At 65.8% G+C, this 14365-nt stretch carries 14 protein-coding genes; 9 read left to right on the top strand and 5 right to left on the bottom strand.

The genetic code is table 11. The features are described 5' to 3' along the window. Nucleotides 1-29 precede the first annotated feature (29 nt). Complete coding sequence (locus ACAG21_RS11175) at nucleotides 30-1331, top strand: acyl-CoA dehydrogenase family protein (RefSeq protein WP_370496314.1); 1302 nt, start codon at nucleotides 30-32, stop codon at nucleotides 1329-1331. A gap of 78 nt (nucleotides 1332-1409) precedes the next feature. On the opposite strand, the gene ACAG21_RS11170 is transcribed toward ACAG21_RS11175, so the two are convergent. After that, nucleotides 1410-1865 carry a MaoC family dehydratase gene (locus ACAG21_RS11170; protein WP_370496113.1) on the bottom strand — a complete coding sequence of 152 codons (456 nt, stop codon included), beginning with the start codon at nucleotides 1863-1865 and terminating at the stop codon, nucleotides 1410-1412. Between the two features lie 35 nt (nucleotides 1866-1900). On the opposite strand from ACAG21_RS11170, the gene ACAG21_RS11165 reads away from it, so the two are divergent. The 5 genes from ACAG21_RS11165 (at nucleotide 1901) to ag85C (ending at nucleotide 5799) form a co-directional block, all read left to right on the top strand. Next, the gene (locus ACAG21_RS11165; RefSeq protein ID WP_370496112.1) at nucleotides 1901-2398 is read left to right on the top strand and encodes a metallophosphoesterase; all 498 of its coding nucleotides are present in this window, start codon (nucleotides 1901-1903) and stop codon (nucleotides 2396-2398) included. Between the two features lie 58 nt (nucleotides 2399-2456). Next, on the top strand, nucleotides 2457-2912 hold the full coding sequence (locus ACAG21_RS11160; RefSeq protein ID WP_370496111.1) for a MarR family winged helix-turn-helix transcriptional regulator: 456 nt from the start codon (nucleotides 2457-2459) through the stop codon (nucleotides 2910-2912). Continuing rightward, on the top strand, nucleotides 2909-3742 hold the full coding sequence (locus tag ACAG21_RS11155; RefSeq protein ID WP_370496109.1) for an ATP-binding cassette domain-containing protein: 834 nt from the start codon (nucleotides 2909-2911) through the stop codon (nucleotides 3740-3742). Before ACAG21_RS11160 ends, ACAG21_RS11155 begins: the two co-directional genes overlap by 4 nt. After that, nucleotides 3732-4559, top strand: coding sequence for an ABC transporter permease (locus ACAG21_RS11150; RefSeq protein ID WP_370496108.1), 828 nt, complete (start codon nucleotides 3732-3734; stop codon nucleotides 4557-4559). Before ACAG21_RS11155 ends, ACAG21_RS11150 begins: the two co-directional genes overlap by 11 nt. Nucleotides 4560-4779: 220 nt before the next feature. After that, nucleotides 4780-5799, top strand: a complete 1020-nt coding sequence (gene ag85C, locus ACAG21_RS11145) for a diacylglycerol acyltransferase/mycolyltransferase Ag85C (RefSeq protein ID WP_370496106.1) — start codon at nucleotides 4780-4782, stop codon at nucleotides 5797-5799. A gap of 58 nt (nucleotides 5800-5857) precedes the next feature. On the opposite strand, the gene ACAG21_RS11140 is transcribed toward ag85C, so the two are convergent. The 4 genes from ACAG21_RS11140 to ACAG21_RS11125 all read right to left on the bottom strand — a co-directional run bounded on the left by ACAG21_RS11140 (nucleotide 5858) and on the right by ACAG21_RS11125 (nucleotide 10961). Further along, nucleotides 5858-6556, bottom strand: a complete 699-nt coding sequence (locus ACAG21_RS11140) for a YoaK family protein (RefSeq protein WP_370496105.1) — start codon at nucleotides 6554-6556, stop codon at nucleotides 5858-5860. Nucleotides 6557-6658: 102 nt separating this feature from the next. Beyond that, the gene (locus ACAG21_RS11135; RefSeq protein WP_370496104.1) at nucleotides 6659-8011 is read right to left on the bottom strand and encodes a maltokinase; all 1353 of its coding nucleotides are present in this window, start codon (nucleotides 8009-8011) and stop codon (nucleotides 6659-6661) included. Further along, nucleotides 8008-9792 (bottom strand): maltose alpha-D-glucosyltransferase, encoded by a 1785-nt coding sequence (treS, locus tag ACAG21_RS11130; protein ID WP_370496103.1) that lies wholly within the window; start codon nucleotides 9790-9792, stop codon nucleotides 8008-8010. Before treS ends, ACAG21_RS11135 begins: the two co-directional genes overlap by 4 nt. A 110-nt stretch (nucleotides 9793-9902) precedes the next feature. Continuing rightward, nucleotides 9903-10961, bottom strand: coding sequence for a S1C family serine protease (locus ACAG21_RS11125; protein WP_370496102.1), 1059 nt, complete (start codon nucleotides 10959-10961; stop codon nucleotides 9903-9905). A gap of 158 nt (nucleotides 10962-11119) precedes the next feature. On the opposite strand from ACAG21_RS11125, the gene ACAG21_RS11120 reads away from it, so the two are divergent. The 3 genes from ACAG21_RS11120 (at nucleotide 11120) to ACAG21_RS11110 (ending at nucleotide 14360) form a co-directional block, all read left to right on the top strand. After that, complete coding sequence (locus tag ACAG21_RS11120) at nucleotides 11120-11536, top strand: TIGR03668 family PPOX class F420-dependent oxidoreductase (RefSeq protein WP_370496101.1); 417 nt, start codon at nucleotides 11120-11122, stop codon at nucleotides 11534-11536. Nucleotides 11537-11668: 132 nt separating this feature from the next. Continuing rightward, complete coding sequence (locus tag ACAG21_RS11115; RefSeq protein WP_370496100.1) at nucleotides 11669-13846, top strand: elongation factor G-like protein EF-G2; 2178 nt, start codon at nucleotides 11669-11671, stop codon at nucleotides 13844-13846. A 43-nt stretch (nucleotides 13847-13889) separates the two neighbouring features. Further along, on the top strand, nucleotides 13890-14360 hold the full coding sequence (locus tag ACAG21_RS11110; RefSeq protein WP_370496099.1) for a DUF2231 domain-containing protein: 471 nt from the start codon (nucleotides 13890-13892) through the stop codon (nucleotides 14358-14360). The last annotated feature ends 5 nt before the right edge of the window (nucleotides 14361-14365 follow it).

Here is a 14365-nt window from a genome sequence, read left to right as displayed (position 1 = left end):
GACGGTGCACCGGGGGATGGGTGGCCACGGTGTGGGACTTCGAAACGGACCCGGAATACCAGGCAAAGCTGGACTGGGTCGAAAAGTTCATGGTCGAGGAGCTGGAACCGCTCGATCTGGTCGCCCTTGATCCGTACGACAAAAAGAACACCGAGATGATGGCCATCCTGCGGCCGTTGCAGCAGCAGGTGAAGGATCAGGGCCTGTGGGCGGCACATCTGGGCCCCGAGCTCGGTGGGCAGGGCTTCGGCCAGGTCAAGCTCGCGCTGCTCAACGAAATCCTCGGACGCTCCCGCTGGGCGCCATCGGTGTTCGGCTGCCAGGCGCCGGATTCCGGCAATGCCGAAATCCTGGCCCTGTTCGGCACCGACGAGCAGAAGGCGCGTTATCTGCAGCCACTGCTCGACGGCGAGATCTCCTCCTGTTATTCGATGACCGAACCGCAGGGCGGCTCCGATCCGGGGATGTTCGTGACAACCGCAACCCGAGATGGCTCAGGAAATGGGGACTGGGTGATCAACGGCGAGAAGTGGTTCTCCTCCAACGCCAAACATGCGTCGTTCTTCATCGTCATGGCCGTCACCAAGCCCGACGCCCGGACCTACGACAAGATGTCACTGTTCATCGTTCCGGGCGAGACGCCGGGAATCGAGATCATCCGCAACGTCGGGGTGGGCGGCGAATCGAAACACGGCTCGCACGGCTACGTCCGCTACAACGATGTCCGGGTGCCGGCCGATCACGTGCTCGGCGGTGAAGGATCGGCGTTCATGATCGCCCAGACCCGCCTCGGCGGCGGCCGCGTCCACCACGCGATGCGCACGATCGCGTTGGCCCGCAAGGCTTTTGACATGATGTGCGAGCGCGCCGTGTCACGCAAGACCCGGCATGGCCATCTCAGCGATTTTCAGATGACCCAGGAGAAGATCGCCGACAGCTGGATCCAGATCGAGCAGTTCCGGTTGCTGGTGCTGCGCACCGCGTGGCTGATCGACAAGCATCACGACTACCAGAAGGTGCGCCGCGACATCGCCGCGGTGAAGGTCGCGATGCCCCAGGTGCTGCACGACGTCGCGCAGCGCGCGCTGCACCTGCATGGTGCTCTCGGGGTCTCCGACGAGATGCCGTTCGTCAAGATGCTGGTGGCCGCCGAGTCGCTGGGCATCGCCGACGGCGCGACCGAGCTGCACAAGATGACCGTGGCCCGCCGCACGCTGCGTGAATACCAGCCTGTGACAACGCCTTTCCCGTCGGCTCATATACCGACTCGCCGCGCGGAAGCCGAGGCTCGCCTGGCGGAACGACTAGAGCACGCGATCGCGGAGTTCTAGCACCAATTCCACCGAGATTGCCGTGAGGCTGCGATTCGACTCTCAGCACGACCATGGCGGCAATCTCGGCGCGGGAAATTACGTGATATAGCGAACGATGCTTTCGGCCACACAGGCCGGCTTCGGTGACCCGTCGATCTCGACGGTGGTGGACACGATCGCCTGCACGGCGCCGCCGCCGACGTCCTCGACCGAGATCAGCGAACTGGTCGCCCGTACCTTTGAACCCACCGGCACCGGCGCGGGAAAACGAACCTTGTTCAGGCCGTAGTTGATTGCGAGCTTGATGCCCTTGACGGTGTACATGTCGTGTTGCATCCGCGGCAGCAGCGACAGCGTCATGTAGCCGTGGGCGATGGTCTTACCGAAGGGTCCGGCGGCCGCGCGTTCTGGGTCGACGTGGATCCACTGGTGGTCACCGGTCGCGTCGGCGAAGAGGTTGACGTCTTCCTGAGTGATGGTCACCCAGTCGCTTTGCCCGATGGTCTCCCCCGCGGCGGCGGCGAGGTCGGCGACTGACTCGAAGGTACGCATGCTTTCTCCTCTGCTCGCGGGTAAGCATAGAACTCGTGAGGCTGCTGCTGATTGCCGATACCCATGTGCCCAAACGTGCCCGCGATCTGCCGGCCCGGGTGTGGCAGGAAGTCGAGCAGGCCGATGTCGTTATCCACGCCGGCGACTGGATCGCGCTCGAATTGCTCGACGAGCTGGAATCCAGGGCCGCGCGCCTGGTCGGCTGCTGGGGCAACAACGACGGGCCGCCGGTGCGGGCGCGACTGCCCGAGCGCGCGGATGTGACGTTGGCGGGCGTGCGGTTTACGGTCGTGCACGAAACCGGCGCGGCGTCGGGCCGCGAGGCCCGCATGTCGCGGCTCTATCCGGACACCGACGTGCTGGTGTTCGGGCACAGCCACATTCCCTGGGATACGACGGCCCCGTCCGGCCTTCGCCTGCTCAACCCGGGCTCGCCCACGGATCGACGCCGCCAACCGTTCTGCAGCTACATGACGACCAGCGTCGATCACGGCGCAGTGACCGAGGTCATGCTGCACCACCTGGAGAAGTAGCCCAGATAAAGGCCCTACACAGCCTGCACACATATATAGCTCGTAAACAGAGCTATATATGCAAGCACTGAAATCGCACACCGACCTGGTCGGCGAGGTGTTCGGCGTCGTCGGCCGATTCCGCCGCCAGCTGCGCAGATCCGCCGGCCGGGGGCTGGACTCCGCCCGGTTCACCGAAGCTCAGGCGGAGCTGCTCTGGCTGGTCGGCCGCCGCCCGGGGATCTCGGTCCGCGCAGCGGCGAGCGAACTCGGCCTGGTCCCGAACACCGCGTCGACGATGGTTTCCAAGCTGGTGTCCAACGGTTCGCTGATCCGGACCGTCGACGAGACCGACCGACGCGCCTGCCAACTACGACTCGCCGAGCCCACCCAGCAGATCGTCGACGCATCCCGTGCCGCCCGGCGCGCGCTGCTGTCCGAGGTGCTGCAAGAACTCAGCGACGACCAAATCGATTCTCTGACAAAGGGATTAGAGGTTCTCGACATGGTGGCCCGCAGATTACAGGAGAAATGATGACGAAATTACCGATGGCGATCGACTGCCGGCACCTGAGCTTTCACTACGGACACTTCACCGCCGTCGACGACCTGACGCTCAAGGTGCGGCCCGGCGAGACCATGGGCCTGCTGGGACCCAACGGCGCGGGTAAGACGACGCTGGTGCGGATGCTCACCACGCTGACCCCAGTGCAGCACGGCGAGTTGCGCATCTTCGGGATGGACTCCCGTCGCGATACCGTCGACATCCGCAGCAATATCGGCTATGTCCCGCAACAACTTTCGATCGAGCCCGCGCTGACCGGCCGACAGAACGTGGAATGGTTCGCCCGGCTCTACGGCGTCCCGCGCGCCGAGCGCGCCGACCGCGTCAAGCAGGCGCTGGACGCGATGGAGCTGATTGACGTGGCCGACCGACTGGCCGGCACCTACTCCGGCGGCATGGTGCGCCGCCTGGAAGTAGCGCAGGCGTTGGTCAATCGCCCGTCGCTGCTGGTGCTCGACGAGCCGACCGTGGGATTGGACCCGATCGCGCGCGACGGCGTGTGGAACCAGGTGCAGAGCATGCAGGCCCGGTTCGGTATGACCGTGCTGCTGACCACCCACTACATGGAGGAAGCCGACGCCTTGTGTGATCGCGTCGCGCTGATGCATCGCGGCGTCCTGCGCGCGGTGGGCACACCCACTGAGCTGAAGTCGAAGGTGTCGTCCGGCGCGACGCTCGAGGACGTCTTCCGCCACTACGCGTCCACGGACCTGCACGACGACTCCGCGTCGTCCGAGGTATCCAAGTCCGACTTCCGTGAAATCCGTTCCAGCAGAAAGGTTGCCAGCCGTGCCAGTTGATCACACCTGCGAAATCCCGGCCGCCACGCTGGTGCGTGCACCCCGTGGATGGCAGCGGGTCAGCGCGACGCTTGGCCGCGTCGGCGCGTTCGCGATCGTCGAACTGCAGAAGCTGCAGCACGATCGCACCGAACTCCTCACCCGGATGGTGCAACCGGCGTTGTGGTTGCTGATCTTCGGGACCACCTTCAGCAAGTTGCGTGTCATCAACACCGGGTCGGTGTCCTACCAGGCCTTCCTGGCCCCGGGCATCATCGCGCAGTCGGCGCTGTTCATCTCGATTTTCTATGGCATCCAGATCATTTGGGACCGCGACGCCGGCGTGCTGTCCAAACTGATGGTGACGCCGGCACCGGCGGCGTCATTGATCACCGGCAAGGCGTTCGCGGCCGGTGTGCGCTCGGTTGCCCAAGTCGTCGGCGTGCTGGCCCTGGCCTACCTGATGCGCGTCGGCCTGACCGTCAACCCGCTGCGCATCCTGGCGGCCATGGCCACCGTGATGCTCGGCGCGGCATTCTTCGCCTGCCTGTCGATGACGCTAGCCGGACTGGTCCGCAATCGCGATCGACTGATGGGCATCGGACAGGCCATCACGATGCCGTTGTTCTTCGCCTCGAACGCGCTGTACCCGGTCGACGTGATGCCGTCGTGGCTGCGTGTGCTGAGCACCGTCAACCCGCTGAGCTACGAGGTCGACGCGCTGCGCGGGCTGTTGATCGGCACCCCGCTGAACTGGTTGGACTTCGTCGTGCTGGCCGCCGCGGCGCTGCTTGGAATTACCACCGCCTCAACGCTTTTGCGCCGCTTGGTCGCCTAGGCGTTAGCGCATGCGCGATCGGTTCGCAAGGGGGTGGCACGGTTCCGGCAGCCGATCGTGACCTGACCGAGATGATAACTGGGCGACTCTGAATCGTTAGCCAACCGCGATCTGCGGGCCCGGCCGTGACAAACGAATTCGACCCTCCCGCTGTGTTTCACTCCCGGAGAACAGATTCCACCGCGCGACGCGGCAGATGAAAGTGGGATGGGTAATCGCTATGACATTCGTTGGGAAGTTGCGTGGCGCTGCGACATTTCGGCCGCGCCGACTGGCGATCGCGGTTGTAAGCGCTGCCCTGTTGTCCGGTCTGGTCGCTGTTGTCGGCGGCTCGGCGACTGCGGGGGCGTTCTCGAAGCCGGGTCTTCCAGTGGAGACCCTGCAGATTCCATCACCGTCGATGGGCCGCAACATCAAGGTCCAGTTCCAGGGCGGCGGACCACACGCGGTCTACTTGCTCGACGGTCTGCGGGCGCAGGATGACTTCAACGGCTGGGACATCAACACCCCGGCGTTCGAGGAGTTCTACCAGTCCGGTATTTCGGTGATCATGCCGGTCGGCGGCCAGTCCAGCTTCTACAGCAACTGGTACCAGCCCTCGGCAAGCAACGGCCAGACCTACACCTACAAGTGGGAGACCTTCCTGACCCAGGAGATGCCACTGTGGTTGCAGGCCAACAAGCAGGTGTCGCCGTTCGGCAACGCCGCGGTGGGGCTGTCGATGTCGGGTGGTTCCGCGATGATCCTGGCCGCCTACTACCCGCAGCAGTTCCCTTACGCCGCTTCGCTTTCCGGCTTCCTCAACCCCTCCGATGGGTGGTGGCCGACGCTGATCGGCTTGGCGATGAGTGACTCGGGTGGCTACAGCGCCAACAACATGTGGGGCCCCTCGACCGACCCGGCGTGGAAGCGCAACGACCCGATGCTGCAGATCCCGCGACTGGTCGCCAACAACACCCGCGTCTGGGTGTACTGCGGTAACGGCACACCGAGCGACCTCGGCGGCGACAACATGCCGGCGAAGTTCCTCGAGGGCCTGACGCTGCGCACCAACGAGCAGTTCCAGAACAACTACGTGGCAGCGGGTGGACGCAACGGCGTGTTCAACTTCCCGGCCAACGGAACTCACTCGTGGCCCTACTGGAACCAGCAGCTGATGGCGATGAAGCCCGACATGCTGCAGGTGCTCAACTCGCCGGCGACCGCACCGCCGGCCCCGGCCGCCGCTCCCGCCGGCTGAGCATGGCAAAGTCGGCCTCGGCAGCAGCCGCACCAATCAGTGCTGCTGCCGAGGCCACTTACTCCTTGGCGTCCTTTTTTCTCAGCTCTTCCTGGCGGTCCTGATGGAAATAGGTGTAGACGGTCGTCAAAGCGCACACGGCGGTGGCGGCCACCAGCATCGCGGTGCCGTTGACGACTGAACCGATGAAGCCGCCCAGCGTGGCGCCCAGGACGATGCTGGAAAACAGCAGAAAGTAACCCAGCCAATCGGCTGGCCGCCCACCGGCGATGTGTCGCTCGATGCCCTGGCCCATCTTGACCAGCGTGCCGGTCACGTAGCTCAAGGGCACCGACACCTCGCCGTTCTTGACGAAGGAAGTGTTCAACGCGCCGATGCCGAACGCCATCAGCGCGATTGGCGGGAAGTCGACATCACTTTCGCTCCATCCCTCGTCGATGACGTCCACCACGGTGGCCGCGATCAGACTGAAGGTGGTCAACACGGTCGGTCCGTGTGGGTGCGCCACCCAGAAATGGCGCCGGCACGCCGACGCGACCACCACCCCGGCAACGAAGCACAGGATCAGCAGCATCGCGGCTACCGAAGGCCACACCTCGCCGCGGAAGAACCCGAGCGGAGCACGTTGGGCGTTGCCCGTCATGAAGGTCACCAGATATCCGGCGGAATGAAGAAACGAGGTCGCACCCAGCACACCCGCCAGCGCCCCTAAGACCCAGGACAGCCGTGTTTCGCTGTTGAAGATTTCATTCGCCACGGCAACCATGCAAGCAGAGGTCGTTGGCGCGCGCACGGATCGCATTGGAAACGCATAGGAAACGCATGTGTTGGTCCCGCCCGACACATGCGTCGCGGAAAATTACTCGGCCGTCGTCAGCCGGGCGATGGAACGCAGCGGGATGGGCAGCCATCCCGGCCGGTGCCGCGCCTCGTAGCCGGCCTCGTACACGGCCTTGTCGAGTTCATATGCGGCCAGCAGCCGCGCCGAATCACGCGGATCGGTGCCGGACGCGGCCGCATAGCCGTCGCAGAAGGCGGCGCGGTTGCGGTCGACCCATTCGCGGGCGCGCGCCGCCAGCTGCTTGTCGCCCTCATGGTCCACCAGCGGCCCGTAGGCGGCGTACTCGAACGACCGCAGCACGCCGGCCACGTCGCGCAGCGGCGAATCCGGGGCCCGTCGCTCGTCCAGTGGCTGGCCGGGCTCACCCTCGAAGTCGATCAGCACCCAGCTCTCGGGAGTGCGCAGCACCTGTCCCAGGTGCAGGTCACCGTGCACGCGCTGCACGGTGATCGCCTCGCCCGCCAGCTTGCCGAAGCGCTCCTCGACCGTCGGCGCGTACTCTTCCAGCTCGGGCACCAGCGCCGCCGTCGACGCCAACCGGGCCAGCACATTGTCCACCGGGAAGGTGGTCTGCGCGGTGCCCAGGGTTTCGGCGAGGGTGGCGTGCACGGACGCGACGGCCTCCCCGAGCCGGTAGGACTCACCGGCGAAGTCGCCGCCGACCTCATGGGCGTACAGGTCGCCCTCGGCGAACAGGTCGCGAACGCTGGCCGTGGCCATGGCCCAGCCCTCGGCGGCGTTGGCCTCGAACTCGGTGACCATGCCCAGCGGCCACGCCGTGTCCTCGGCGCCGTCGTCCCCGGCAATCTCGTAGGTGCCTAACAGTCGGGCGACGTTTGGGTTGCCGGCGCGGCCGAGCACCCGGTTCAGCTCGATGTCGGGGTTGATGCCGCTGCTGACCCGGCGAAAGACCTTGAAGATCGCGTCCCGATCGAAGATCACGCTGGTATTGGACTGCTCGGCGTCGGCGACCCGGGGCCACGCCTCCAGCGGAAGCGTGGCATCGGGCTCTTTGCGAAACACCACTTCGGCGCCATCCGCATCGCGCGTCGCGGACTGGTCGATCAGCGACAGCAGGAACCGCGGGCCGTCGGTTCCGTACAGCGCGTCGTAACCGGTCTGGTCGTCGGCCGAGCCGATGGTGGCCACCGTGTTGTACTCGGTTACCGGTTCGGCGTCCCACCCGACCAGCACCTGATAGCGCTCCGCGGGGCCGCTGGCGTAGGTGGCATCGACGAGCACCAGCTCGAGATTGTCGCGCAGCGGAACGACCAGCCCGGCCTCGGCGCGGGACAGCTCACGATTGCGCCCGGCGTACCAACGTTGCTGCGGCAGCCATTCGGTCCAGGGCAGCTTGGCTGACTGACTCATGAGTTCTCCTCCGATGCGCACAGCTGGAACCAGTAGAACCCATGTCCCGGCAGTGTCAGCAAATAGGGCAGATGTCCGATCCGCGGGAACTCCACTTGGCCGGTGAGTTCAATCGGCGTGTGGCCGCTCCAATGTTGCAGGTTCAACTCGATCGGCTGCGGGAACCGCGAGAGGTTGTTGACGCACAGCACGATGTCTCCGTCGTCGGGCGCTTGGCGCAGAAACGCCAGCACCGATGGGTTTGATCCGCCGAGTTCCTCGAACGATCCGATCGCGAACGCGTCGTGGCGGCGCCGCACCGCCAGCATCATGCGAGTGAAGTTGAGCAGTGACGTCGAGGTGTCTCGCTGCGCCTCGACGTTGACGGCCTGATAGCCGTAGACCGAATCCTGACTCGGCGGCAAATACAGCCGGCCGGGGTTGGCCTTGGAGAAGCCGGCGTTGCGGTCCGGGGTCCACTGCATCGGGGTGCGCACACCGTCGCGGTCCCCGAGCCAGATGACGTCTCCCATGCCGATCTCGTCGCCGTAGTACAGCACCGGTGAGCCGGGTAGCGACAGCAGCAGACCGGTGAACAGCTCGATCTGGTTGCGATCGTTGTCCAGCAGCGGAGCCAGCCGGCGGCGGATCCCGACGTTGGCCTTCATCCGCGGGTCCTTCGCGTACTCGGCATACATGTAGTCGCGTTCTTCGTCGGTGACCATTTCCAGCGTCAGCTCGTCGTGGTTACGCAGGAAGATCCCCCACTGCGCCATGTCCGGGATCTGCGGCGTCTGGGCGAGGATCTCCGAGATCGGGAAACGCGATTCGCGCCGCACCGCCATGAAGATGCGCGGCATCAGCGGGAAGTGGAACGCCATATGGCATTCGTCGCCGCCGGTGGTGGCGTCGCCGAAGTACTCCACGACGTCGGCCGGCCACTGATTGGCTTCGGCCAGCAACACCCGGCCCGGGAACTCGTCGTCGATGACCTTGCGGACCTGTTTGAGGAACGCGTGGGTCTCCGGCAGGTTTTCGCAATTGGTGCCCTCGCGCTCGAAGAGATAGGGCACCGCGTCCAGCCGGAAGCCGTCGATGCCCAGGTCCAACCAGAAGCGCAGGACGTCGATCATGGCCTCCTGCACGGCCGGGTTGTCGTAGTTCAGGTCCGGCTGATGCGAGAAGAACCGGTGCCAGTAGAACTGCTTGCGGACCGGGTCGAACGTCCAGTTCGACTCCTCGGTGTCGATGAAGATGATGCGCGCGTCGGTGTACTTCTCGCTGGTGTCGCTCCAGACGTAGAAGTCGCCGTACGGCCCGTCCGGGTCGTGACGCGACTCCTGGAACCACGGATGCGAATCGGACGTGTGGTTCATCACCAGGTCGGTGATGACCCGGATCCCCCGTTCGTGCGCCGCGTTGAGCAACGCGACGAAATCGTCGACGGTGCCGAACTCTGGCAGCACCTTGTAGAAGTCACGGATGTCATAACCACCGTCGCGCAGCGGCGAGTCATAAAACGGCGGCAGCCAGATGCAGTCGATCCCCAGCCACTGCAAATAGTCCAGGCGCTGCAGCAGCCCGCGCAGATCACCGGACCCGTCCGCATTGCCGTCCAGGAATGCCCGAACCAGCACCTCGTAGAAGACCGCGTGTTTGAACCAGGTCGGATCGGCCGGCAGCGAGGCCGCGATCTCAAAGTCCTCCGCGTTGGGGTGTTCGACGACACCCCCCTCGACGTGGCTGCCTCCCGCGGGATCGTGCTCCGAATCCTTCTTCGAGGCGTCGTTTGCGTCGTTCATCAATTCCACGATGCCACGTGTACCCGAGGCAAGCAGATCGGAATCACCTCGCTAATCTGCCGTCCCGGCAACCGAATTGGCCTCCGGTCAGGCATTTGCGCGCATCCAGATCAGGCCGGAGGTCCGTCGCCCAGTGTCACGGGCGCGCTGCGCAGGGCGCCACCGGAGTTCCAGTGCAGGGTGATCACGTCCCCGGGGTGATGCGGAACCAGGACGTCCGTCATCGCGGTGGGACCGTTGATCGGCACATTGTCGACCGCGGTGATGATGTCACCGGGCGCAATGCCACTGCCCGCGGCGGGGCCGCCGTCAACCAGGCGTTGGACCCGGGCACCGTTGCCGCCGTTTTCGGCAACGCCCATGCCGATGAAGGCCGTGGGCCCGATGTGCACGGTGTTGGATCCGGCGCCGGAGCGGATCTGGTTGGCCACGCCCATCGCGTGACCGATCGGAATCGCGAAGCCCTGCCCGCCGGACATCTTGTAGCTGTCGGTCGCGGCGGTATCCACGCCGACCACCTGCCCGGCGTTGTTGACCAGCGGACCACCCGAGTCGCCGGGCTTGATCGCGGTGTCGGCCTGGATCAATCCACCCAGCGTCTCGTCGGCGCCGGTCAGGGTGTCGGTGGCCGAGACGGTCTGGTTGAGCGCGACGACGCGGCCGGGCACCACGCTGGGCGCTCCGCCCTGTCCGTGGGTATTGCCGAGCGCGGTCACCGGCTCGCCGATCCCGACGCCACCACCGATTGCGGCGGCGGGCAGGCCGCCGGCACCGCGCAGCTGCAGCACCGCGATATCGGCGGTGCGGGAGTAGCCGATCACGTCGACACCGTAGGTCTGGCCATTGCCGACATCGAACGCGGAGATGTCAGTGGCAGCCGAGATCACGTGGTTGTTGGTGAGCACCACACCACCGGGATCGATGACGATGCCGGTGCCGGCACCGATCGCGTTGTTGTAGCCGAACCGGGTGCTGATGTTGACGACGGCAGGTCCGACCTGGCTGGCGATGTCCAGCGGGAACATCGGTGCGTCGCGGACTTGGTCGGACGCCAGGGTCGACGGCGATGCAGCTGCCGGCACCGTGGTCAGGCCCAGGCCCAGTCCCACCACAGCCAGCACACTGACCAGCCATGACCACCAGACTGAGCGGGGGTGCCCTTTGCTCATCCCGTACCTCCCTGCATCGGGGTGCGAACCACAAGCGGCCCAGCCTCCACGTCTGGACCGCACAATTTCGTGTACCTCACCGTAATGCAGGTAGCTAGTTCGGGGCGCACGGAACGCTGATCGGCTTTACCGCCCCTCAGCTCGCCTAAGCTGGTTCGGTGGGCGAATTCGACCCCAAAGCCCGGTTCACGCACTGCCCGGTGGCGCGGCTGGCGACCAGCTCGGCCGACGGAAAACCGCACCTGGTTCCGGTGGTTTTCGCGGTCCATGAAGGTGCCCGCGACCTGGTGTACACCGCGATCGACGCGAAACCGAAGAGCACGCAGCGGCTGCGCCGGCTGACCAACATCGCGAGCAACCCACAGGTCAGCCTGCTCGTCGACCACTACGCCGACGAGTGGACGCAGTTGTGGTGGGTCCGGGCCGACGGGGAGGCTCGCATCCATGTTGACGGCGCGGCACTGCACACCGGCTACCGGCTGTTGCGCGCCAAATACCCTCAGTATCAATCGGTTTCGCTAGACGGCCCGGTCATCGAGATCGCGGTCCACCGCTGGTCGAGCTGGCAGGCCTGACTCGCCGCGTCACAGCGGGTAATTGTGGCCGGCCCGTGGCCTTGAATTGGGCGGCAGTTGGGAGAAAGGTTGCCTGAATACGTTCTGTGAGCTAGGACACACCGTGCCCGGCCGAGCGACTGGAGGAAGGCCATGGCGGACAAGGCGAACGCTTCGGTGGGCACGGGAGCAGCTCCCACCGCCACCTGTCCTGGCGATGTCCGCAACATCGTCCTGGTGGGCCCGTCGGGCGGCGGCAAGACGACGCTGGTCGAGGCCCTGCTCGTCGCGGGCGGCGTGCTGAGCAGGGCGGGATCGGTGACCGACGGCAGCACCATCTGCGACTACGACGACGCCGAGATCCGCCAACAGCGGTCGGTGGGCGTCGCGGTGGCCTCGCTGTCGCACGGCGGCATCAAGATCAACCTGGTCGACACACCCGGCTACGCCGACTTCGTCGGCGAGTTGCGTGCCGGCTTGCGTGCCGCGGACTGCGCACTGTTCGTGATCGCGGCCAACGAGGGCTGCGACGGTATTGACGAACCGACCAAGTCGCTCTGGCAGGAATGCAGCCAGGTCGGCATGCCCCGCGCCGTGGTGATCACCAAGCTGGACCATGCCCGCGCGAACTACCTGGAAACACTGCAGGCCGCGCAAAACGCGTTCGGCGACAAGGTTTTACCGCTCTACCTGCCGACCGGCGCGCCGGCCTGCGAAGGCCTGATCGGCCTGCTGTCACAGCAGCGCTACCGATACTCCGGTGGCACCCGGACCATCGAGCCGCCGGATCCCGCCGACGCCGACCGGATCGAAGATGCGCGCGGCACGCTGATCGAGGGCATCATCGAGGAATCCGAGGACGAGTCCCTGATGGAGCGCTACCTCGGCGGTGAGGCGATCGACGAAGCCGTGCTGATCGACGACCTGGAGCGTGCGGTCGCCCGCGGGTCGTTCTTCCCGGTGATCCCGGTCTGCAGCAGCACCGGCGTCGGCACCCTGGAACTGCTCGAGATCGCCACCCGCGGATTTCCGTCCCCGATGGAGCATCGGATGCCGGAGGTGTTTACGCCGCACGGCGCTGCGCACGCCGAGCTGGCCTGTGACGCGGCAGCGCCGTTGCTGGCAGAGGTGGTGAAGACGACGTCTGACCCCTACGTCGGCAGGGTGAGTCTGGTCCGGGTGTTTTCCGGGACCATCAGGCCCGACACGACGGTGCATGTGTCGGGCCATTTTTCGTCCTTCTTCGGGCAGGCCAACGGCTCCGACTCCCGCGGCCATACCCACCCCGACCACGACGAAGACGAACGCATCGGGGTGCTGTCCTTCCCCCTGGGCAAGCAGCAGCGACCCGCACCCGAGGTGGTGGCCGGCGACATCTGCGCGATCGGCAAGCTGAGTCGTGCCGAGACCGGCGACACGCTGTCCGACAAGTCCGAGCCCCTGGTGCTCAAACCGTGGGCGATGCCGGAACCACTGTTGCCGATCGCCATTGCGGCCCATGCCAAGACCGACGAGGACAAGCTGTCGGTCGGGCTGGGCCGCTTAGCCGCCGAGGACCCGACCCTGCGAATCGAGCAGAATCAGGAAACGCACCAGATCGTGCTGTGGTGCATGGGTGAGGCCCACGCCGGCGTCGTCCTCGAGGCACTGGCCAGCCGGTACGGCGTCACCGTGGACACGGTCGAACTGCGCGTCCCGCTGCGGGAAACGTTCGGCGGCAAGGCAAAAGGACACGGTCGCCACGTCAAGCAGTCCGGCGGCCACGGCCAATACGCGGTGTGCGACATCGAGGTGGAGCCGCTGCCGGAAGGTTCCGGATTCGAGTTCGTCGACAAGGTGGTCGGCGGCGCGGTCCCGCGCCAATTCATTCCGAGCGTGGAGAAGGGAGTCCGCGCACAGATGGAAAAGGGCGTGCACGCCGGATATCCGGTGGTCGACATCCGGGTCACCCTGCTCGACGGCAAGGCCCACAGCGTGGACTCGTCGGACTTCGCGTTCCAGATGGCGGGTTCCCTGGCGCTGCGGGAGGCCGCGGCCGCGACGAAAGTCGCACTGCTCGAGCCGATCGACGAGATCGCGGTGCTGGTGCCCGACGATTTCGTCGGCGCGGTGATGGGAGACTTGTCCGGGCGGCGCGGCCGCGTGCTGGGGACCGACACCGCGGGCCAGGACCGCACCCTGGTGCGCGCCGAGGTGCCAGCGGTCGAACTGACCCGATACGCGATCGATCTGCGTTCGCTGGCACACGGCGCCGCGTCCTTCACCCGAACGTTTGCCCGCTACGAACCGATGCCGGAGTCCGCTGCGACCCGAGCGAAAGCTACTGTTTGAAACCACTTGATAAACAGCCAGATTGGGAGCCCTGGATCCACGTATGTCAACGTTCAATGGGTTGCCTGCCCATATCCTGCTCAATCACTTCGTCGTTGTCCTCGCTCCGCTGGCGGCGGTTCTGGCGATCCTGTGTGTGGTGTGGCCCGCGGCTCGGCGCCGGCTGATCTGGCTGGTTCTGCTGCTGGCGGTGGGCACGCTCGTCTTGACCCCTTTGACGACCACCGCGGGCGTCTGGTTGGCGGCTCGCGTCGGAGCTCAGACGCCGATGCTCACCAACCACGAGCAACTCGGCTCCACCCTGATCTACATCGTCGCGGCGCTGGCGGCGACGGTCACCGTGCTGGCCGTACTGCACGTGCGTGAAGCGCACGGTGTAGACATGAAGCTCACCCTGCACGCCGCGGTCGGGGTGCTGGTGGTCATCGCGGCGGTAGCCACCCTGGTGCAGACCTACCGGGTCGGTGATTCGGGTGCGCGCGCCGCGTGGGGGAACGTGACGTCGGGCCAGTGAGGTTG

Origin of the sequence: Mycobacterium sp. pR1184, from assembly GCF_041287235.1 — a bacterium.
Lineage (GTDB): Bacteria > Actinomycetota > Actinomycetes > Mycobacteriales > Mycobacteriaceae > Mycobacterium.
The sequence above is the reverse complement of the archived record's forward strand: the minus strand, read 5'-3'. Positions and strand labels throughout refer to the sequence as shown.